This is a genomic window from Fructilactobacillus sp. X2R1C3, from assembly GCF_059901425.1.
Genome location: NZ_JBWXUW010000005.1, coordinates 177,810 through 198,574, shown reverse-complemented (window position 1 = coordinate 198,574; position 20,765 = coordinate 177,810). Strand labels below are relative to the sequence as shown.

Sequence of the window (20,765 nt, the reverse complement as noted above, 5' to 3'; positions counted from 1 at the left end):
TGTTTAATTTTAAGTTCTACAACTTAAAATTACCTTACACTTGTAATCAAAATCTTGTTCAGTTTTCAAAGATCTACTCTGATTTGTTGTCGTTTAGTTCTTCCTTAACGCAACATGTATAACTATACTACATTACGTTTTCGATGTCAACAAATAAACTCAATTATTTTAAATTTATTTGTTGGCAAACGGTAAAACCATCACTGCAACATCAAATATAATACAGTATTTTGCACCTCAGTGCAAGAGCAATATTTAAGATAATCAATCTTGTTCATAGTCAGTAACTTCATTAATTACCATCAAATTATTTTCCTCTCTCACTGAGCATTTACTACTATACATGCGCCCAATTACTTTGTCAACACTTTTGGTCAAAAAAGGTCAAACTTTTTTCAACTTTTACTTCGAATCTAATAAATGACCCCAATTATATAAGTAATCAATCTTGACAAATACTATTTTAGCAATGTTTTAATCCATTTTGATGCAAATAAAAAGAGATGATTAAAATCATCTCTTTTTCTATCGAACAAAACTATTTTTTATGATTCTCATCCTGTGGATTATCAGAATTATCCTCTGGTCTCATCGTTGGGAATAAGAGAACATCACGAATGGATGGTGCATCAGTCAAAAGCATTACCAAACGATCAATTCCAATCCCTAATCCACCTGTAGGAGGCATACCATACTCAAGTGCTTCGATAAAGTCCTCATCGATACCCTGAGCCTCGTCGTTCCCCTCTTCACGTTCCTTGGCTTGCGCCTCAAAACGTTGACGTTGATCAATTGGATCATTCAATTCAGAAAAGGCATTAGCATATTCATTACCAAGAATATATAACTCAAAACGATCCGTAAATCTTGGGTCATCAGCGTTTTTCTTTGCCAAAGGAGAAATTTCAATTGGATGACCATATACAAACGTTGGCTTCTTTAGCTTTGGTTGAACGAATTGTTCAAAGAAAGCATTGATGATATGACCAACCTTCCAATATGGTTCATAGTGCACACCATGTTCATCAGCTAATTTCTTAGCATCATCATCCGACATCTTAGGCCAAAAATCGACTCCCGTATATTTTTTAACGGCATCAACCATATGAATCCGATCAAATTCTTGATTCAAGTCAACTTCTTCGCCCTGATACGTAACCTTACCATCATCACTAACGGCTTTGGCAGCGGCCCTAAAAATTCCTTCGGTTTCATCCATTACATCATGAAAATCAAAGTATGCCGCATAGGTCTCGAGTTCAGTAAATTCAGGATTATGTTCCTTATCCATCCCTTCATTTCTGAACACACGTCCAATCTCATAGACGCGTCCCATGCCACCAACAATCAACCGCTTCAAATGAAGTTCCAGCGCAATTCGCAAGTATAAATCAATGTTTAAAGCATTATGATGAGTTATAAATGGACGAGCGGAGGCCCCACCAGCAGTCGTGTGTAATACTGGAGTCTCAACCTCAGTAAAGTCCATCTTATTATCCAAGAAGTTTCGAACCGCCTTAATAATCTTACTGCGCTTCTGAAAACGCTCAAAACTATCACGATTTGAAATTAAATCAAGGTATCGCTGACGATACTTTTGTTCCTTATTTTGTAATCCGTGATACTTATCAGGAAGTGGGCGAAGTGCCTTTGATAGGAAAGTGATGGACGTCGCACGAACGGTTAGTTGTCCCATGTCCGTCTTAATTACTTCACCAGTAAAGCCAAGAAAGTCCCCGATGTCAGCACGTTTAAAGATATGATATTGTTCTTCTCCGACAACGTCTTTTCGAACGTAAACCTGGATCTTACCGGAACGATCAAGGATATCGGCAAACCCAACTTTACCTTTACCACGTTTAGCTACCATTCGTCCAGCAATCGTAGCTTTAACGTCTTTTTGCTCTAGTTCTTCTTTATCGTATTTATCAAACTCTTTGTCTAAATCTTCTGCCAAATAGGTTGGCTTAAAGGCATGACCAAAAGGATCAATTCCCTCATCTCGTAGCTCTTGCATCTTTTCTCTACGAACTTTTAATTGGTCATTCATTTTCTTCTCTTGTGCCAATTCAAATCCCCCAAACTAGTAACTTACATTCATAATAACATAGTTAAGCATCGTAATTATGCATTTTTCCGTGCATTTCTCATCGCGTCTTTTTCTAGAAAATCATCGAAGATTTGATCCATCTCTGCTTCAGACTCAGCATTGTTCAACTTCACTTTAGTTCGAGCCGAATGAGAAATTCCCTTCAGGTAATAAGCAGCTTGACCTCTGAATTGTCTTGGCCCAACATACTCACCTTTAATTTGGACCAGCCCATGCAAATGTTCTTTAGCGGTATTAATTTTTTCTTCAACACTTGGTTCTGGAATTAATTCACCGGTTGCTAGGTAGTGCTCGGTTTGTCTCAGAATCCAGGGATTGCCTTCAACGGCACGCCCCATCATTACCGCATCACAACCAACTTCATCAATCATTTGTTTAGCCTGTTGTGGAGTGGTTACGTCTCCATTTCCAATAAATGGAATCGTCAAGGCATCGGAAACTTCTTTTAAAATCTCCCAGTTAGCATGACCGGTATACATTTGTTTCCTAGTCCGACCGTGCATCGCAACGGCAGAAGCACCAGCCGCCTCAGCAGCAAGCGCATTTTGAACCGCATAAACATGATCCTCATCCCATCCAGTTCGCATCTTAACCGTTACTGGCTTTTTAACGGCGTCAGTCACATACGATACCATTTCATAAACCTTATCGGGATCAAGGAGCCACTTAGCACCAGCATCAGTCTTAACGACCTTATTAACTGGACAACCCATGTTGATATCAATAATATCAGCAGCGGTCTTTTGATCAATGAACTTAGCGGCCTCAACCAAAGTTTCCTTAGTACCACCAAAAATTTGAATACTCATTGGATGTTCATTGGGATCTACGTTAACCATACTTAACGTTTTTTTGTTGTTATACATGATTCCTCGATCGGAAATCATTTCACAGACCACTAATCCCGCACCAAATTTTTTGCAAATGATTCTAAAGGCTGAATTGGTAACTCCAGCCATTGGAGCTACTACCAATTGATTTGGAATCGTTACGTTTCCAATTTTCCACTCCATTTTTTCACCTCATCTAAATTGTTTCCAAACATTTTATATAATACCATACCCATACAAAAAAGAGCGAACCGTATTACAGCACGCTCTTTAATGCTACTTATTCTTATCATTCAGTAAATCAACCAATTCATCTTCCGAAAAGTTATACTTTTTACCACAAAAATTACATACAACCTGTGCCCCATGATCTTCATCGATTAATTGTTGCAGATCCTTTTTACCAATTCCTGCAATATCTTTGGCAAATTTTTCTTTGGAACAATTGCAGACAAATTCGACTGGCATATGATCAACAACGTCCAGATTATCCGTGCCAAACAACTCATCCAAAATGTGGTCAGGATTAGGATCCTTTTCTAACATGGACGAAATACTTGGTGCATTCTTTAAAGTCTGCTCCAACTTATCAATTGCCTCATCAGAAGCACCAGGCATAACCTGAATCAAGTATCCTCCGGCACTTTGGACGTTGTTTTCTCCATCAATGTCAACTGAAACTCCAACTGCTGAAGGAATCTGTTCTGACTTTGCTAGATAAAAGGTAAAATCATCACCGATTTTACCGCTTGCGAGTGGAACATCACTAGTGTAGGGCTCACTTGTTCCCTGATTTTTAACGACTTCCAGAAAACCATTCGTTCCTACACCCTTAGAAACGTCAACTTTTCCATCTTTCGTGAGCGGCAAGTTAACGTGAGGATTCTGAACGTATCCCTTAATGTGTCCCTTAGCATCGGCATCAATAACCATTCCGCCGACGGGGCCGCGTCCATTTAAACGAACGGTCATGCTTTCTTTTCCCTTTAACACTGAGGCCGACAACATCAAAGTTGCGGCAATCGTTCTTCCAAGTGCCGCCGTGGATGTACTCCAGGTATCATGAATTTTTTGAACATAACTGACAATTCCAGTCGCGTTTAAACCGTAAACCCGAAACATCCCATCTTTGGTAAGTGCTTTAACTAATACATCATTTTTATCACTCATTTTATTCACTCCTTAGATTAAAAAAGAACGTGGGCTTTGATCCCAACGTTCTTTTCGTTTATTGATCTTGATTATCAGAATCTTGGTGATCTGAATTATTATCATGATTTTCATCGTGTTTTTCTTCAGAATGGTCAATTTCTTCTTCAAGTTTCTTTTCGTGCTCGTGTTCCTTAGCGTCAATGGCTTTCTTGGCTTGTTCAAAGGTTTCATTTTCGCTAGGATACTCGCCACTATTGGTTGAATGTTCAGGCATTTTACCGGTCTTGTAGAGACTCAAAATTTCCTTTTCATCCAACGTCTCATATTTAAGCAAAGCATCCGCAATCGCCTTGTGTTGCTCACGATGACCCTCAATAATCTTCTTAGCTTCACCATGAGCTTCATCAATAAAGTATTTCACTTCATCGTCAATCTTAGCGGCCGTCTCCTGTGAATACTTAGGAGCTGCGTACGGATCTTGGTTAGGACTTTCGAGTTCCACGGTTCCAATCTTGTCACTCATTCCATATTGAGTAACCATGGCACGAGCAAGATTGGTGGCTTGCTCAAAGTCATTTGAAGCACCAGATGATTCAGAATGGAAAACAACTTCTTCAGCAGTTCTACCACCCATTAATCCAGCTAATTGCTCTTGAGCGTTCTTCTTTGAGATCAATTGTTGATCTTCCTTAGGCAGCATGATGGCGTATCCACCAGCACGACCTCTTGGAACGATGGTAACCTTATGAACAACCCGAGCGTCATTTAATACTAAACCAACGATGGTATGACCAGCTTCATGGTTGGCCACAATTTGACGTTCGTGTTCGTTAATAACCTTATTATGCTTAGCCGGTCCAGCAATAACACGATCTTCGGCTTCATCCATATCAGCCGCATTAATTTCATTATCACCATTTCTTGCGGCCAGTAAGGCAGCTTCATTTAGCAAGTTCGCTAAATCAGCACCAACAAATCCGGGCGTTTGTTTAGCAATTTCGTGAAGGTCAACGTCAGAGGCAAGTGGTTTGTCTTTGGCATGAACTTTCAAAATTGCTTCTCGTCCACGAACATCAGGTTGGCCAACTAAGATCTTCCGATCAAAACGACCTGGACGAGTTAAAGCAGGGTCTAAAACATCAGAACGGTTAGTGGCGGCAATGACAATAACACCTTCATTACCAGTAAAACCATCCATTTCAACCAACAACTGGTTAAGGGTTTGTTCACGTTCATCGTGACCGCCACCCATTCCGGATCCACGTTTTCGTCCAACGGCATCAATTTCATCAATAAAGATGATGGCCGGGGAATTCTTTTTAGCTTGGGCAAACAGGTCTCTAACACGGCTTGCACCAACCCCAACGAACATCTCAACGAAATCAGATCCTGATAATGAGTAGAACGGAACGTTTGCTTCACCAGCAACCGCTTTGGCTAACAACGTCTTACCGGTACCAGGAGGCCCCTCAAGTAAGACACCTTTTGGTATGACGGCGCCCAGTTTCGTGAATTTCTTGGGATCTTTTAGAAATTCAACAACTTCGACCAGTTCTTGTTTTTCTTCATCTTCACCAGCAACATCACTAAACTTAACGTTACTTTTAACTGGTTTAGCCTGGCTTTTGCCAACTTTCATGACACCACCAGCGCCACCACCGGCTCCACCAGCTTGCTTCATCATAATGTAGAACAAGTAAATGAAGATTAATAATGGTAGAACTGAAATTGCTAAGTTTAACCAAAAGCTATTCGATTGTGTTTCTTTAGTACTCATCGGTACCTTGTTCTTATTAGCTAACTTGGTAATCTGGCTAACTGATGAGTCATTCTTTAAAATGCTAGTAGTGAATCCATTTACCTTAGTGTAAGTATTGCTGCTCGACTTGGTAAGTTTTCCATTACTAAAATTAAGCGGAATCCCATTATTTTTCTGCTTAACATTTTGGGGCTTCTTGTACTGACCAGTTATTTTATATACACCGCCAGAAGGTTGAACAGAGAAGTTTTTAACCTTGTTCGTCTGCAAATCATTTGTAAATTGACTTGAACGAATTCCCTGAGTTTGAGTGCTTTGTGATCCACTGCCACCACCAGTGACAAGCATAATCACACCCATGACAACCACAAAGATGATGATATAAAATAGGCTACTCTTAAAAAGCCCATTTTTATTATTTTTCATTTGTGCCTCCCAATCTAATTTCTCGAAAAGATAACAAATAGAATGTTATCACTTTTACTTTAAATGGACGACCGTTTAGGCCGAATAAATTGAAGGTTTTAAAATTCCAATGTACGGCAGGTTACGATAAAAACCCTTGTAATCAAGTCCATAACCGACAATAAATTCATTTGGAACGTTAAAACCGACATAATCTGCTTTGGCAGGGACAACTCTTCCCTCAGGTTTATCAAAAATGGTACAAACTTTAATTGAATTAGCTCCTCGATCTGAAACTAAATCCTCCAGAAATTGAAGGGTGCGTCCTGTATCAATAATATCTTCAACAAAAATGATATCACGACCACTAACATCACTATCAAGATCACGGATGAGCTCAACTTTTCCGGTTGAAGCAGTCCCACCCTTATAGCTTGAAACATCGACAAAATCAAGATCTAGGTATATGTCCATCTGGCGAATAATATCGCTCATAAATAACACTGCCCCAGTAAGCACACAAACTACTAGTGGTTTTTTGTCTCGATAATCATTACTCAACTGCTTCCCTAGCCTTTTTACCGCAGAAGCAATGTCTTCTTGACTATATAAGACCCGCTCAATATCGTCATTCATTTGTTATATCCTTTCGCGTAATTAAAAGTTCATACCCGTGAGTTGCACCCTTAGGCAACCATTTGCTTTCCTTATAACCAATGACGGCCAACACACTCTCCTTACTATCCACCAGCACTTTCACGTGACGTCGCTTGGCACTTGGAACTTTCTGATTAATTAACAATCTTCTTAAACTCTGATGACCGCCATTCTTGAGTTCAACGGTATCATCCGGTTTCCAGGTTCTTTTTGACAAAGGAAACTGGGAGTCCGCCAAATCAAAATGACTGCGACGCCAAAAATTACCCTTTGGAACATGATTTTCATCAAAAATACCAAAATCAAATCCGTTAACGTCGCGGTTCCACTGATTTAATTCTACCACAAACGAACTTTCATCACGGTAATCATCGTAATTGTTAGGAGATTGTTTAAAAAACATGATTTTATTATAACTTTTTTCAAAAAAATAAGCATTTGAAATTCGCAATTTTCCCTGCGGTTTTCCAAAATCTTTAACTAAAGTCAAAATTTCAGCAATTTGATTATCAGAAAGAGTAACCGTCGACGTCAACTGTTTTAACAATGCGCGAAGTAAAATGGGAAGTTGATTAATTTCCGTGGTATCGTACTCAGCGCTTACGCAGCTCTTTTTAATCTTTAAGTCATGTCTTAAAAGATCAGCTCGAGCGAAATCACTCGATCCGGCGAGTTCCGACTGCAAATTACTAGCAAACTTAGCCAAATGAGAAATAGCGTTAGGGTTTTCTTTCATTAACTCCGGTAGAATTTGGTTACGAATTCGATTACGGAGGACCGTATGTTCAAAGTTAGTTTTATCATCATACCACGTTAACGAGTGTTCTTTAGCATACAAACGGATGGATTCTTTCGAAAACTGTAGTAATGGTCGAACCATCGTTCCTCCATTAAAGGGATGACTCTCTTTAATTCCCTGAACTTCAAACAAATTCCCACTGCGAATGAGTTTCATTATGACCGTCTCGGCTTGATCATTTTCTTGATGGGCCGTTAACAAGACTGGTGCATTAAATTCATTCATGACTTCTGCAAAAAAATGATAACGAAAATTACGGGCTTGATTCTCCAATCCACTCTGAATCTGGTCGTGATTCCAACTGCCAACCCGAAAAGGAAGGTGATGGTTCTTACAGTAATCGACCAGAAAGCGCTCTTCAATCTCACTTTGTTTGCGTAAGTGATGGTTAACATGAGCAACAATAATATGAGGCCTAAAATCTTTTAAATGCTGGAGTAAATCTAACAAGACCATGGAATCAACCCCGGTTGAGACCCCAATCACAACATTTTCGTCCTTTTTCCACCATTGTTTCTTCTTAACCAACGAATTAATTTGATTGCGTAAATTCAAATTAACCTCCAAAACAAAAAAGCCGAGCAAATTGCCCAGTTATTCGTTCATTAACTACGACGACCACCACGACCGCCGCGTTTTCCTTCTGTATTTTTCTTAATGACGGACATCCGACTTTCGCTTTCTTTCATGAAGTCTGAAAGCAAATCATCAAAGCTCTCATTCTTGCCCTTATGGCCATTACGATTGTCGCGGCCACTGCGATGTCCATGATTCCCATTATTTGAGTGCCCGTAGTGTGAATGCTCATCATGATTATGTTCACCATGATGTTGATGTGATTCTTTTTCTGGATGATCGGAAGCTTTGCGAATTGATAGTCCAATCTTACCATCATCCCCAATGCTCAAAACCTTAACGGTCACTTCATCGCCAACCGACAAAATATCATGAATATCCTTTACGTAACCATCAGAAACCTCACTGATATGAACTAGTCCAGTCTTGTGATCGCCTAGATCAATGAAAGCTCCAAAATTAGTAATTCCTGAAACTTTCCCAGTGACCTTCTCTCCAACCTTAATTGTCATAAAAAAGCCATTCCTCCTAATAAATGTTGTGTTAATTATAACATAATCCTTTAAAGTAAAATAAAAGAAGATTACATCCTAGTAATCCTCTATTCATTACCAATCTTACTATTCTGTGGGAAACTGTAAACTGTTTCGCCTGGTTTTGTATAGTAATATTTAGCTCGCATCAATTCTTGAAGATAATTCTTGTTATTTAAAAGCTTAATTTGCTCATTAAGGTTCTTTTCTTTTTGTTTTTCGACCTGATAATCCTGTTTTTTTCTGGTGATTTGGGCATTCACACCGTGAATTTGATTCATTCCACTAACAATTTGCCATCCAAGCGCCAAAAAAGCCACAGCAAATACCGCCACAAGAGCAACCAGTCGCTTGGTTCTCTTACTTAACTTCTTATTATCTTTTTGATGGTTATTTGCTTTACTTTTCCTTGAAGCAGAATTCAAGTATTCAACGTTGTTATTTCTGTTCATCAGGAATGCCTCCATGAATTTATATGATCATAATACCACATGTAAAACCAGAATATAATATTAATTCAACAATAATTATTCTAATTCATCATTTTCAGACTGATAGTCACGATCGTAAGTCTCACTAATGGTCTTATACATGGTGTCTGAATCAGATTTTTTGGTGGTATCTAACAGTTGCAGCACCTCTACGGTTAGATTTTTATTTCCAAACTTAATCAGAATCTGATCGCCAACCGAAACCTTACTTGATGATTTGGCCGGCTCACCGTTTACAAAGACCCGACCTTGATCTGCAATTTTTTTGGCAACCGGGCGCCGTTTTATAATTCGTGAAATTTTTAAAAATTTATCAATTCTCATTTTTGCTTATCTCCTACAAACCGTTTCATAATTGGAACCATTGCTAATTCTGAAGCAGTCAAAACTTTTCCTCTCAGACACATTCCTAAAAACACGAGTGCCCCAATCGGAATAACAATCATCAATTTAACAACATCCATCAATCGACTGGTATCTCCAAGGATGTGATTCAATCCTAATTCAGTTAAAACAACGACAATCACCATTACCATACTGATCAATGATACCCTTACCAGGAACTTCCAACTAAAGATGTGCTCATGAACCCGCTTTGGACTAGTATACCAGTTAACTAGTAGCACGATTAACAGGGCAATGATAGTTGATAATGAAGCCCCAATGATTCCGAAATGAATTACGCACCATTTAGTAATCATTATTTTACAAATTAGACCCAACAAAATCGCGATCGCCGTACTTTTAAAGTTATCAATACTCTGTAAAACCGAATTAAAGGATGTCACCATCGTAGCAAAAAGGATGCTCAAACAGTATACCGAAAGGGTGACGTCTAAATCATAACTCCCAAACAAGAGGTGATTTAACTGGGGCATAATACTGATCAATCCAAAGGTAACTGCCATCGTTACTACCAGTGTAATGCGCATACTGTGTTTTACAAGGGTCTTAAAGGACCTTTCTTTACCAGCATGATAATAATACGCCATCTGTGGCAAGACGGTTGAAGAAATGGCCGTCCCAATCACTAATCCTAGTTGAACAATGGGTTGAGCGCGATCGTAAATCCCCTTTTGGATCTGAGCCATTAGATTACTTACACCACTTACTACCAGCCCATTTTTTACCGTAAATGAATCGACCAACTGCATTAACACCATTAAAGCCGCTAAAACACTAAGCACACCACCCTGGGAGATGATTTGCTTCGTTAATTTCAGGTAGTTAAATTTCAAGTCTTGAAGGTGAAAATGAGCAAGGATGTCACGTGCATAATATCCCAAGATAAATGCCGCAAAAATCGCCGCCAATGGAGCCGACAGCATTGCTAACGTCCCCATCTTATACAAGTTCCAGTGCTGAACGGCCGCTAAATAGGCCACCACGATGATCATTGAAACCCGCACAAACTGTTCTACTACTTGAGAAGTCGCCGTGGGAATCATCTGCATGCTCGATTGAAAGTATCCCCTCACATCCGCTAAGAGTGGCATCAACAAAAACATCCAACTCACCGCCTGAATCACCGGTTTTAATTCAAAGTCTCCCATTAAAGTGGCAATTTCTGATGAAAATAACTGTAATCCACCAAAAATAACCACTGAAATGATCACTAAGATTACCATGATTTGAAAAAACAACGTTTGTTTTTCTTTCTCAGTATCCCGTTCCACAATCATCTTGGAAATAAACGCTGGAAGACCAGTCAAGGCAAACGCAACTCCAATCCCATAAATGGGATAAACCTGCTGGTAGATGTAAAATCCAACGTTTCCAACAAAATTTTCAAGTGGAATTCGATAAACGGCACTCAATACCTTCGAAATAATGGCAGCTACCGAAAGGATCAAGGTTCCACTAACAATCTTTTTACTTGTCTTTTGATTCATGTTCTTCTTGATCCAATCTTATTTTACTCAAACTTTTGACAAATTGATAAAGCTGTTTCAACCAATCGGCATCCTTCATCGTTGGTTGAACGACTAACTTAATTTGAAAACACCCGTTAACCACTTTCACTGAGGAACGAAAATCCGTATCGGCAATTGCCTTCAAAATTTCCTTACTAGTGAATTTTTGGGTTCCTACCTTACTCATAGTAACGGTTAAATTATTTTGATCTTTTCGAATTTTATCAATCAGATCATAGTCGGCAAGCATCTTAATGCGGTCAATCTCAAGCAGATTAGCTACTTCATCAGGATATTCACCAAACCGATCAATTAGATCACTTTGCAGTTCGGTAAATTGTTCCTCGCTATCCATCTGACGGATTCGCTTGTATAATTCAATCTTTTGCTGCTGATCCTCAATGTAAGTCGACGGAAGATAAGCTTCAATCCCGAGTTCAACCTTTGAATCAGATTTTTCAACCACGCGATGCTGGCCCTTCTTCTTAGAAACAGCGTCAGACAACATCTTAGTATACATATCATAACCAACCGAATTAATAAAACCGTGCTGCTGTTTTCCAAGCACGTTTCCAGCCCCACGAATCGAAAGATCACGCATGGCCACCTTAAATCCTGAACCCAATTCAGTGAAATCCTTGATGGCTTCTAGCCGATTCTCAGAAACTTCGGTCAACACCTTATTGGGCTGGTACATAAAGTAAGCTTGTCCTACTCGATTACTTCGACCAATTCTTCCCCGAATCTGATAAAGCTGGGAGAGTCCCATCCGATCCGCATCCTCAACAAACAGGGTATTCGCATTAGGAATATCCACTCCCGTCTCGATGATGGTCGTCGTAACTAACACATCATAATCTCCGTTAACAAAATCATACAGAATCCCTTCCATTTCATTTTCAGACATTTGTCCATTAATGGAAGCAATCCGTGCATCAGGCAAAAGGGTCTGCAACTTATCAACCGTCTGGTCAATATCTTTTACCCGATTGTGCAAATAAAAGACCTGACCTCCGCGTTGCATCTCCCGTCTAATTCCGTCCACAATCGAACCCTCGTTTTGCTCCATCACGTAGGTTTGAATCGGATAGCGATTAGCCGGAGGCGTTTCAATGACTGATAGGTCACGAACGCCCATCATTGACATGTTTAAAGTCCGTGGAATTGGTGTGGCAGTTAGCGTCAACACGTCAACATCCGACCTTAATTCCTTGATTTTTTCTTTGTGTTTAACCCCAAATCGTTGTTCCTCATCGACGATTAAAAGACCTAAATCGTTAAACTTCACGTCCTTTGAGAGCAAACGGTGGGTACCAACCACGATATCAATCTTTCCGTCCTTTAGGTCTTGAATGGTTTGGCGGGTCTGTTTGGGCGTGTCAAAACGCGAGAGAACTCCGATTTTAACCGGAAAGCCATTAAATCGTTCCACCATGGTCTCATAATGTTGTTGAGCCAGTACCGTTGTCGGCACTAGAAAAGCCACCTGTTTCCCGGCTTCAACGGCCTTAAAGGCCGCCCTCAAGGCTACTTCAGTCTTTCCGTAGCCAACGTCTCCTACTAGTAAACGATCCATTGGATGAGGACTTTCCATATCCTTCTTTATTTCATCGGTACTTCGCAGCTGATCGGGTGTTTCCGTGTATGGAAATGCCTGCTCAAACTCAGCCTGATACTGGTCATCAACCGGAAAGGCGTAACCAGACTCGGCCTCCCGTTTGGCGTACAAATCAACCAGATCATCAGCAATGTCTTCCACTTTAGAAGCGACTGACCGTTTGGTCTTGGCCCATTCCGTTCCACCTAATTTATTAATCTTTGGATGTTTGTCTTCTGATGAGACGTATTTTTGCACCAAATTCAGTTGGTCAACGGGAACGTAGATCTTGGCCCCTTTTTGATAGGTCAAAGTCATATAGTCCTGATGTCGGCCATCGACCTCCATGGTTCTCATACCATCGTATCGTCCAATTCCGTGATTAACGTGAACAACGTAGTCACCGGGTTTTAAATCGGTATAACTTTTGATTCGCTCTGCGTTAGAAAAGGTCTGTCTTCTAACCCGTTTCTTTTTTCCTTGTTCATTCACCCGTTTAAACATATCTGATTCAGAAACAATCGCTAGGTTAGCGGCTGGCAAATCAAAACCATTTTTTAGACTAGTGGAAACAATCTGAGTCTTTCCTTTAATAATGTTGTCAGTGGTTGATTGAATGGCATCGACACCAAAATCACTTAACGTTGACGAAACCTTTTCCACTCGTTTTTCATCACTAACGGCAATGACCACGGTTCGTTTCTCAGCTTGATAGCGTTGCATCTCCGCTTTAAACATCGGCATTTGTCCAAAAAAACGCTGCATTGGATGAACCTTGATATCGACGATGTCAGAAAGCTTCATTCGACCCAGTCCCTTTTGAAACAGAGAAAATAGCAAGGTCGCATGATGATCAGCTCCGGTTACCGTCCTAAAATTAAGCGATAATTTTTGGTCGGGCAACAGTTCATGATTATCTTTAATTGAATCGCGCCAGTTTTGTTCATCACTTTCAAGCTGCTTGTTGGCATCCCTTACGCGACTGTAATCATCATAGACTACCATCCCATTTTCAGGTAAATAATCTAAAATTGAGGTTTCCTTTTCAAAAATAAACTGACTGTACTCACTCCATTTTTGGTCAATCGATTGGCCTTTAAGCCCGTCAATCACCTGTTGAATGTTATCAACTAAAACGTCATTGCCGTCATCTTTAATGGCTTGGTTCAATCGTTTGGAAAGTTCCTTGATTCCATGCTTGCGATCGCCTTCGCTTGGTAAAAAATCAGAAGCTGGCAATACACTAATCTCATCAATATTTTCCACACTTCGTTGGGTAGCAGCATCAAAGTAACGCATGGAATCCACTTCCGTATCAAAAAAATCAATCCGAATTGGATAGTCCGAATTAAGCGGATAGATATCCAAAATTGATCCACGATTAGCAAATTCACCTGGAGTGGAAACCATGTTTTTCTTCTCGTAACCCATTTGAACCAACTGTTGTTGAAGTTTGACAAGGTCCAAGTCGTCTCCAACCTTGACGTGTAACTGGGCTTGATTAAAACTAGTTGGCTCTGGTAGATACCGTTTAAGACCAGCCGTTGAAACAATCACCACCACTGGTTTCCCTGACTCAAGCGCGTTTAGGGCCCGCACTCTTTGAGCTCGATACTGCGGAGAACTGGTTGCAATCTCTGCCGCAACGAGTTCTTCAGCTGGGAACTCAAAGACCTGATCTGAATCCATTACTTCATTAAAGGACTCGGTAATTTGATCCGCATGGTTCATCGTATCGGTTACGTAGATCGTCGGTTTTTGCTTATCATTAATTAATTGTTTTAATAATAGAGTACGAGCGGATCCACTAGTCCCAGTGATCAGTTGCTTGGTATCAGGAGCAAGATTAGAACTGATTTTTTCATACTGTGGCATTTCTTTTAACGTTTCATCTAGCTTCAAAAACTCATCTCCTCTTTTATTAATTATACGAATTAATTAAATTGATTTTCTAACTTACTGAAATCAGTTCCAGAAACCCACTCATCCAGTGCCTTAACTGCATGATCCTCTGCTTCAGCAAACGGAGCTCGCTGTTCCAAGCTAAACTTACTTAAGACATAGTTCACAACACTGTCATGCTTAGGGTGACTAGTCCCAATCTTAATTCGGTTAAACTGATCGGTCCCAAGGTGGGCAATGATACTTTTAATTCCATTATGGCCACCAGCGGAACCGTGATTTCTTAAGCGAATTCGTCCCACCGGTAAATCCATGTCGTCGTAAACAATCACTAAATCATCAAGATCTAACTTGAAAAATTGCATCAAAGGATGAACTGCGCGTCCTGAATCATTCATCATCGTCGTTGGCTTAACTATCATTACCTTTTCACCATTGACTATTCCCGTACCATACATGGCATCCATCTTTTGTTTATTAATCGCGATCTGGTTTTGAGTAGCAAACTTATCAACCACCATAAACCCCGTGTTATGCCTAGTACCATCAAATTCAGCACCAACGTTGCCTAATCCCACAATCATTTTCATTACTATTGTCTCCCATTTACTTCTAATTAACACAAAATGGCCGAAATGAAGAATTACTCACTCGGCTTAATCATGTTTATTGTATCATAATAGATTAACGATTTGAGCTGATCCAGTACCATTAAGAATATGGTTCTGTATAAATAAATTCGTTCATGATATAATCAGTTTGTGAACAAACTAATTTCAAAAGGGAGAAATATTATGGCTGAAAAACACGAAAAAGTTGTTTTAGTTGGTGATGGTGCCGTTGGTTCATCATACGCATTCGCAATGATGCAACAAGGGATTGCCGAAGAATTTGTCGTTGTTGATATCGACAAAAACAGAACTGAAGGAGACGCATTAGACCTTGAAGATGCCCAACCTTTCACTTCTCCAAAAAAGATCTACTCTGGTGATTACAGTGACTGTAAAGACGCTGATTTAGTTGTAATCACTGCTGGAGCTCCACAAAAGCCTGGTGAAACTAGACTTGACTTGGTTAACAAAAACTTGAAGATTTTGACTACCATCGTTAAGCCAGTTGTTGATTCTGGTTTTGACGGAATCTTCTTAATTGCTGCTAACCCAGTTGACATTTTAACCTACGCAACCCAAAAGATTTCTGGCTTTCCTAAAAACCGTGTCTTTGGTTCAGGTACATCACTTGATACCTCACGTTTCCAAGTTGCCGTTGGTAAGAAATTAAACGTTAATCCACAAAGCGTTAATGCTTACGTTATGGGTGAACACGGTGATTCAGAATTTGCTGACATTGATGAAGCCTCAATCGGAAACGTTCCATTGGTCGAATTTGCTAAACAAAATGGCGTTAGCAAGGATGACTTATTGAAGATGGAAGACGAAACTAGAAACAAGGCCTACGATATCATTAACAAGAAGGGTGCTACTTTCTACGGAGTTGGAACTGCTTTGATGAGAATCTCAAAGGCCATCTTAAGAGACGAAAACACCGTTCTACCAATCGGTGCTCCAATGAATGGTGAATACGGCTTATCCGATATTTACATTGGAACTCCTGCCATCGTTAATGCTTCAGGAGTTGCTAAAGTCCTTGAAGTTCCATTAAGTAACGACGAAAAAGACAAGATGAGCGCTTCAGCTAAAACCTTAAAAGAAACCATTGATAAGGGTATGAAGACCATCAACCTTTAAAACTAAGTTTAAAAAGAACAGACATTTATGTCTGTTTTTTTATGCTCCCAGTTATTTTGTGTTAATATTAATTAGAAATTACTTATGTGAGGAGCCTTAGCCATGATTTTGCAATCTTTAGTTAAACCTAAAAGTGACCTGATTACTGTTGATGAAAACACTGATCTCGACACCGCATTAAAATTAATGGAAAAGAATCATTTTCGTTGCATTCCCGTTTTAGATGCCACTCATAAAGCGTTCAAGGGTAACATTTATCGCATGCACATCTACAAACACGAAGCCGATGGTGGCAAAATGTCCGACTCGGTGATGACCCTGATTAGAAATGAAACTAAGTTTGTTAACCTGAATTCTGCCTTCTTTAAAGTCTTCTTTACGATTAAGGATCTTCCTTATATCGCTGTCCTTGATGAATTCAACAACTTTTATGGCATTTTAACTCACACGAAATTGATGGAAAGTTTGTCACAATCATGGAACGTGAAATTTGGTAGTTACGTGATTTCAGTTGTCTCACCTGGCGAACGTGGGGACTTAGAAGAAATGGCTCACATTATTACTAGATACACCGCCATCTCAAGTGTGATCAGCTTAGATTCAGTTGATCGTTCCGGTAAAACGGTCTATCGAACCATGTTTACCCTTCCGTCTAAGGTGACCAAGGATCGTCTAGACCGCATCATTGCAGCTCTAGAACGAAAAGGATTCAAAGTTCCAGAAGTTGAAGATCTAAAACAAGAATCAAAAGAAACCCCAATCGAAGAAAATTAGATACAAAAAGAACGTGGAATGATTCCACGTTCTTTTTTTGTATCTTATGTATCATCAGACTTCGTGCGTGCTCTGACTGAGCCCTAGACTTAAACTAAGACCAGCATCAACTTTTCTCATGATATCTTTACTTAAATGAGTGACATGATCTTTAAGACGCTGCTTATCAATCGTCCTAATTTGTTCTAACAGAATCACCGAACTCTTCTCAATCCCGGCATTCTGAGGTGTAATACCCACATGAGTAGGCATCTTTGGCTTAGTAATCCGAGCCGTAATTGCGGCGACAATCACAGTGGGACTATAATGATTTCCAACGTTATTTTGGACTACCAAAACTGGTCGCATTCCACCCTGTTCAGAACCAACGACTGGAGATAAGTCTGCATAGAAAATATCGCCACGTTTAATTTCAACGTTTTCCATAGACTATTCCTTCCGCATAAATAAACTTACAACCGTGACTTCTCGTCTTCATAATTGTCGAAGAGCCGTCTTGCGATCTCATCTTCGCATGGAGAATACTCATCAACAATTATTGAATTTAGATTGGCCATGATTGAGTAGCCATAAATTAAAGAATTAATTAGAGGGTCTTTATCAAACGAGTCACAGTCCATGGCAATTTTGTGGTTGTCAAAAGAAAGTCCTAGTTTGGTGAAATATTCTTCATTTTTCTGAGACCAAATAGCATCAATCGTGTATTTGTATGTCATGGAGAACTCCTCCTTACAAATAGTTACTTCAAATGATTACTTGCTTTATACACCCGTGGTAATCGATCCGAATACCCACACGCAATCTCATAATGAATAGTATGACAGTAGTCGGCAACATCCTGTAGAGTAATGGTGTGATCGTGATCAGTTCCCACCAAGGTCACCTTTGTTCCAATTGGCAACTTATGTGGTAACTTCACCATCAGTTGATCCATACATACTCTTCCGACAATTGGACAATACTGTCCATCTACTAAAAGTGAAAATCCCTGCATTGAGCGACGAACTCCGTCTGCATACCCAACCGGAACCGTTCCAATCCACTCCTTTGAGTTGGATGTATAAGTTGCACCGTATCCAATCGAACGACCAGCATTAACCTCTTTAACATAAACTAACTCACTAGTAAAACTCAGTGCTGGCCTTAACTTAAATGGTGAAGCAATCTCAACTCCTGATGGATTCAAACCATAGCCAGCCACTCCAAAGCGGACCATGTTTCCACCCGCTGCTTTATGCCACATACTAGTGGCTGAATTTGCCACGTGAACATAGCGAGGTTTATCGGGAATCGCAGTCATCAATTCGTTAAAATTATCCAATTGATACTTAAAATAATCATCATTAGCGCTATCTGCGGTAGAGAAATGAGTAAATACTCCCTCAAAGTCAATATACTCGCTAGTTCGGTTCAACTCAACTATTGCATCTCTAACTTCTGAAACAGTTTGAAGTCCGATTCTTCCCATTCCAGTATCCAAAGCCAAATGAACCCTAATCTTGTTCTTTAATTTCAGTTGCTCAGCTAACTTAGCTGCTCGCTTGATCCAATCAACCGAGCTCACCGTAACCGAAACATTGTATTTTGCAATTAATGGAACGTTTGAAAGGTCAGAAAGACCTAGAACAAGAATGGGTTCGGACACAAATCCAGCTTCTCGAAGCTGAATGGCTTCGTCTAAGATGGCAACACAAAAACCAGCAGCTCCTGCTTGTTTAGCAATCCTTGCTACTTGAACCGCACCGTGTCCATATGCATTAGCCTTAACGACCATGAATAGATCCGACTTGGCATCCAATCGTTTTCGTTCTTCACTAATGTTATGAAAAATGGCATCTTCATCAATAACTAGTTGTGCATTTCGATTTCTTCCCACTGCCATAACGTATACTTCCTCGAATAAAGTACTATCCAATTATTCTTTGATAATTATTATAACACTTAATAAATTAATTTTCTAAATAAAAAAGAGAACCAAGTAGGCTCTCTCTTTTTTACTTATTCTTAATGACAAAATTCTTTGATTTACCGTGGTTACCACCATTATAGCCTCGTGAATCACGACGTCTTGAGTCGTGACCACCACGATGATTGCCAAAACGCTTGTGACTATTCCGGTCGTTTCTCTTACCGCGATAACCGCCACCACGATGACCACCAAAACCGCCATGATTCTTAAGTGGTTTTTCAGCCGTAATGTGGACCTTAACCTGGTCTCTTGTCATGTCATTCAAAAGAGCAGAAACCAAATCGACACTGTCATACTTTTCAAGGAGCTTCTTTGCGACCCGCTCAAACTTGGCAGTATCAGTCTTCTTGACTAACTTTTCAATATCATCTTCAGCAAATTTTAACTGACCAGCGAGAGCCTCATCTTCTGAAGGTGGCTTTAATGGAAGCATCCTTACCTTAGTAAGTCGTTCAATCCCTCTTAAATAACTCATCTCGTTTGGAGTGACAAACGTTACTGAAGTACCATGATGTCCGGCACGACCAGTTCGTCCAATTCGATGAACATAACTTTCTGGATCTTGAGGAATATCAAAGTTATAAACGTAAGTGACACCCGAAACATCAATTCCTCTAGCAGCCACGTCAGTAGCCACTAAATAATTAATTTTGTCGTTCTTAAATTCGTTCATAATCTGAGTTCGGCGTTTTTGAGTTAAATCACCGTGAAGACCGGCAGCCCGATAACCACGAGCAATCAGTCCCTTAGAAACTTCGTCGACTCGTCGTTTAGTCCGACAAAATACGATGGTAACCTTGGGTGTTTGAACGTCAAACAAACGGGTCATCGTGTCAAACTTTTCGTTATCCTTAACCTTAACGTAGTACTGATCAACTAGGTCAGTGGTTAATTCTTTCGACTTAACCGTGATCTGCTTTGGATCTCTCATGAACTGAACCCCAACTCGCTTGATGGGAGCTGGCATGGTTGCTGAGAAGAGTAAAGTTTGTCGATCTTCTGGGATGTTCTTAATGATACTTTCAATATCATCTAAGAATCCCATGTTAAGCATTTCGTCGGCTTCATCTAGCACTAAGTACTTAACGTGACCTAGCTTTAAAGTACGACGATTGATGTGATCAAGAATTCGTCCTGGAGTTCCCACCACAATCTGTGGTTTCTTCTTCAAATCTCTAATTTGTTGCCGAATATCTGAACCACCATAAACGACTTGAACCCGAGCTCCTTCAACGCCACCAAGACGTTGCATCTCTTTTTGCGTTTGAATGGCCAGTTCTCTAGTTGGTGAAATTACAAGTGCCTGCACGTCTGGATTATTCAGATCGATTTCTTGCAGGATTGGAAGGGCAAACGCAGCCGTTTTCCCAGTTCCAGTTTGAGCCTGTCCAATAACATCCTGACCCTTTAACAATAATGGAATTGTCTGAGCCTGAATTGGAGTGGGTTCGTCAAAGCCTGATTTTTCCACGGCTTTTAATAGACTATCAGATAGTCCTAAATCTTTAAACTTCAAATGTGTTCCTCCTATTGAAACTACAATTGTGAAT

18 protein-coding genes are annotated in these 20,765 nt (G+C 40.0%); 2 read left to right on the top strand and 16 right to left on the bottom strand.

The window, feature by feature from the left end; genetic code table 11:
* Window positions 1-538: 538 nt before the first annotated feature.
* From lysS to pth, 12 genes are all read right to left on the bottom strand, one after another.
* Window positions 539-2,068 carry a lysine--tRNA ligase gene (gene lysS, locus AC6UDD_RS06875; protein WP_500720036.1) on the bottom strand — a complete coding sequence of 510 codons (1,530 nt, stop codon included), beginning with the start codon at window positions 2,066-2,068 and terminating at the stop codon, window positions 539-541.
* 56 nt (window positions 2,069-2,124) lie between these two features.
* Window positions 2,125-3,123, bottom strand: a complete 999-nt coding sequence (gene dusB, locus AC6UDD_RS06870) for a tRNA dihydrouridine synthase DusB (protein WP_500720033.1) — start codon at window positions 3,121-3,123, stop codon at window positions 2,125-2,127.
* Between the two features lie 93 nt (window positions 3,124-3,216).
* Entirely contained in the window at window positions 3,217-4,110 is an 894-nt protein-coding gene (hslO, locus tag AC6UDD_RS06865) for an Hsp33 family molecular chaperone HslO (protein ID WP_500720031.1), read from the bottom strand.
* 58 nt (window positions 4,111-4,168) lie between these two features.
* Complete coding sequence (gene ftsH / locus AC6UDD_RS06860) at window positions 4,169-6,277, bottom strand: ATP-dependent zinc metalloprotease FtsH (protein WP_500720029.1); 2,109 nt, start codon at window positions 6,275-6,277, stop codon at window positions 4,169-4,171.
* Window positions 6,278-6,352: 75 nt separating this feature from the next.
* A complete protein-coding gene (hpt, locus tag AC6UDD_RS06855) occupies window positions 6,353-6,892 on the bottom strand; it encodes a hypoxanthine phosphoribosyltransferase (RefSeq protein WP_500720027.1) in 540 nt (179 codons plus the stop codon).
* Complete coding sequence (tilS, locus tag AC6UDD_RS06850) at window positions 6,885-8,267, bottom strand: tRNA lysidine(34) synthetase TilS (RefSeq protein WP_500720024.1); 1,383 nt, start codon at window positions 8,265-8,267, stop codon at window positions 6,885-6,887. Before tilS ends, hpt begins: the two co-directional genes overlap by 8 nt.
* Before the next feature lie 50 nt (window positions 8,268-8,317).
* Window positions 8,318-8,800: a S1 domain-containing RNA-binding protein gene (locus tag AC6UDD_RS06845; protein ID WP_500693972.1), complete on the bottom strand. Its 483-nt coding sequence runs from the start codon at window positions 8,798-8,800 to the stop codon at window positions 8,318-8,320.
* Between the two features lie 89 nt (window positions 8,801-8,889).
* Window positions 8,890-9,273: an FtsB family cell division protein gene (locus AC6UDD_RS06840; RefSeq protein WP_500720022.1), complete on the bottom strand. Its 384-nt coding sequence runs from the start codon at window positions 9,271-9,273 to the stop codon at window positions 8,890-8,892.
* A 75-nt stretch (window positions 9,274-9,348) separates the two neighbouring features.
* On the bottom strand, window positions 9,349-9,636 hold the full coding sequence (locus AC6UDD_RS06835) for an RNA-binding S4 domain-containing protein (RefSeq protein WP_500720019.1): 288 nt from the start codon (window positions 9,634-9,636) through the stop codon (window positions 9,349-9,351).
* Window positions 9,633-11,204 (bottom strand): putative polysaccharide biosynthesis protein, encoded by a 1,572-nt coding sequence (locus tag AC6UDD_RS06830; protein ID WP_500720017.1) that lies wholly within the window; start codon window positions 11,202-11,204, stop codon window positions 9,633-9,635. Before AC6UDD_RS06830 ends, AC6UDD_RS06835 begins: the two co-directional genes overlap by 4 nt.
* Entirely contained in the window at window positions 11,185-14,724 is a 3,540-nt protein-coding gene (mfd, locus tag AC6UDD_RS06825) for a transcription-repair coupling factor (RefSeq protein WP_500720014.1), read from the bottom strand. Before mfd ends, AC6UDD_RS06830 begins: the two co-directional genes overlap by 20 nt.
* A gap of 32 nt (window positions 14,725-14,756) precedes the next feature.
* Complete coding sequence (gene pth / locus AC6UDD_RS06820) at window positions 14,757-15,314, bottom strand: aminoacyl-tRNA hydrolase (RefSeq protein ID WP_500720011.1); 558 nt, start codon at window positions 15,312-15,314, stop codon at window positions 14,757-14,759.
* 204 nt (window positions 15,315-15,518) lie between these two features.
* On the opposite strand from pth, the gene AC6UDD_RS06815 reads away from it, so the two are divergent.
* Both AC6UDD_RS06815 and cbpA read left to right on the top strand, forming a co-directional pair.
* Window positions 15,519-16,472 (top strand): L-lactate dehydrogenase, encoded by a 954-nt coding sequence (locus AC6UDD_RS06815; protein WP_500720007.1) that lies wholly within the window; start codon window positions 15,519-15,521, stop codon window positions 16,470-16,472.
* 102 nt (window positions 16,473-16,574) lie between these two features.
* Window positions 16,575-17,246, top strand: coding sequence for a cyclic di-AMP binding protein CbpA (gene cbpA, locus AC6UDD_RS06810; protein WP_500693979.1), 672 nt, complete (start codon window positions 16,575-16,577; stop codon window positions 17,244-17,246).
* A 54-nt stretch (window positions 17,247-17,300) separates the two neighbouring features.
* On the opposite strand, the gene AC6UDD_RS06805 is transcribed toward cbpA, so the two are convergent.
* From AC6UDD_RS06805 to cshA, 4 genes are all read right to left on the bottom strand, one after another.
* Window positions 17,301-17,672, bottom strand: coding sequence for a type II toxin-antitoxin system PemK/MazF family toxin (locus AC6UDD_RS06805; RefSeq protein ID WP_010022835.1), 372 nt, complete (start codon window positions 17,670-17,672; stop codon window positions 17,301-17,303).
* 26 nt (window positions 17,673-17,698) lie between these two features.
* Complete coding sequence (locus tag AC6UDD_RS06800) at window positions 17,699-17,962, bottom strand: hypothetical protein (protein ID WP_500720003.1); 264 nt, start codon at window positions 17,960-17,962, stop codon at window positions 17,699-17,701.
* Between the two features lie 23 nt (window positions 17,963-17,985).
* Entirely contained in the window at window positions 17,986-19,128 is a 1,143-nt protein-coding gene (gene alr / locus AC6UDD_RS06795; RefSeq protein WP_500719999.1) for an alanine racemase, read from the bottom strand.
* Between the two features lie 112 nt (window positions 19,129-19,240).
* Window positions 19,241-20,731 (bottom strand): degradosome RNA helicase CshA, encoded by a 1,491-nt coding sequence (gene cshA / locus AC6UDD_RS06790; RefSeq protein ID WP_500719996.1) that lies wholly within the window; start codon window positions 20,729-20,731, stop codon window positions 19,241-19,243.
* Between the last annotated feature and the right edge of the window lie 34 nt (window positions 20,732-20,765).

Bases quoted from the DNA above. Each gene is read 5' to 3' on its own strand.
- dusB (WP_500720033.1), bottom strand. From the start codon at position 3,123: ATGGAGTGGAAAATTGGAAACGTAACGATTCCAAATCAATTGGTAGTA.
- hslO (WP_500720031.1), bottom strand. From the start codon at position 4,110: ATGAGTGATAAAAATGATGTATTAGTTAAAGCACTTACCAAAGATGGG.
- ftsH (WP_500720029.1), bottom strand. From the start codon at position 6,277: ATGAAAAATAATAAAAATGGGCTTTTTAAGAGTAGCCTATTTTATATC.
- hpt (WP_500720027.1), bottom strand. From the start codon at position 6,892: ATGAATGACGATATTGAGCGGGTCTTATATAGTCAAGAAGACATTGCT.
- AC6UDD_RS06845 (WP_500693972.1), bottom strand. From the start codon at position 8,800: ATGACAATTAAGGTTGGAGAGAAGGTCACTGGGAAAGTTTCAGGAATT.
- AC6UDD_RS06840 (WP_500720022.1), bottom strand. From the start codon at position 9,273: ATGAACAGAAATAACAACGTTGAATACTTGAATTCTGCTTCAAGGAAA.
- AC6UDD_RS06835 (WP_500720019.1), bottom strand. From the start codon at position 9,636: ATGAGAATTGATAAATTTTTAAAAATTTCACGAATTATAAAACGGCGC.
- AC6UDD_RS06830 (WP_500720017.1), bottom strand. From the start codon at position 11,204: ATGAATCAAAAGACAAGTAAAAAGATTGTTAGTGGAACCTTGATCCTT.
- pth (WP_500720011.1), bottom strand. From the start codon at position 15,314: ATGAAAATGATTGTGGGATTAGGCAACGTTGGTGCTGAATTTGATGGT.
- AC6UDD_RS06815 (WP_500720007.1), top strand. From the start codon at position 15,519: ATGGCTGAAAAACACGAAAAAGTTGTTTTAGTTGGTGATGGTGCCGTT.
- cbpA (WP_500693979.1), top strand. From the start codon at position 16,575: ATGATTTTGCAATCTTTAGTTAAACCTAAAAGTGACCTGATTACTGTT.
- AC6UDD_RS06805 (WP_010022835.1), bottom strand. From the start codon at position 17,672: ATGGAAAACGTTGAAATTAAACGTGGCGATATTTTCTATGCAGACTTA.
- AC6UDD_RS06800 (WP_500720003.1), bottom strand. From the start codon at position 17,962: ATGACATACAAATACACGATTGATGCTATTTGGTCTCAGAAAAATGAA.
- alr (WP_500719999.1), bottom strand. From the start codon at position 19,128: ATGGCAGTGGGAAGAAATCGAAATGCACAACTAGTTATTGATGAAGAT.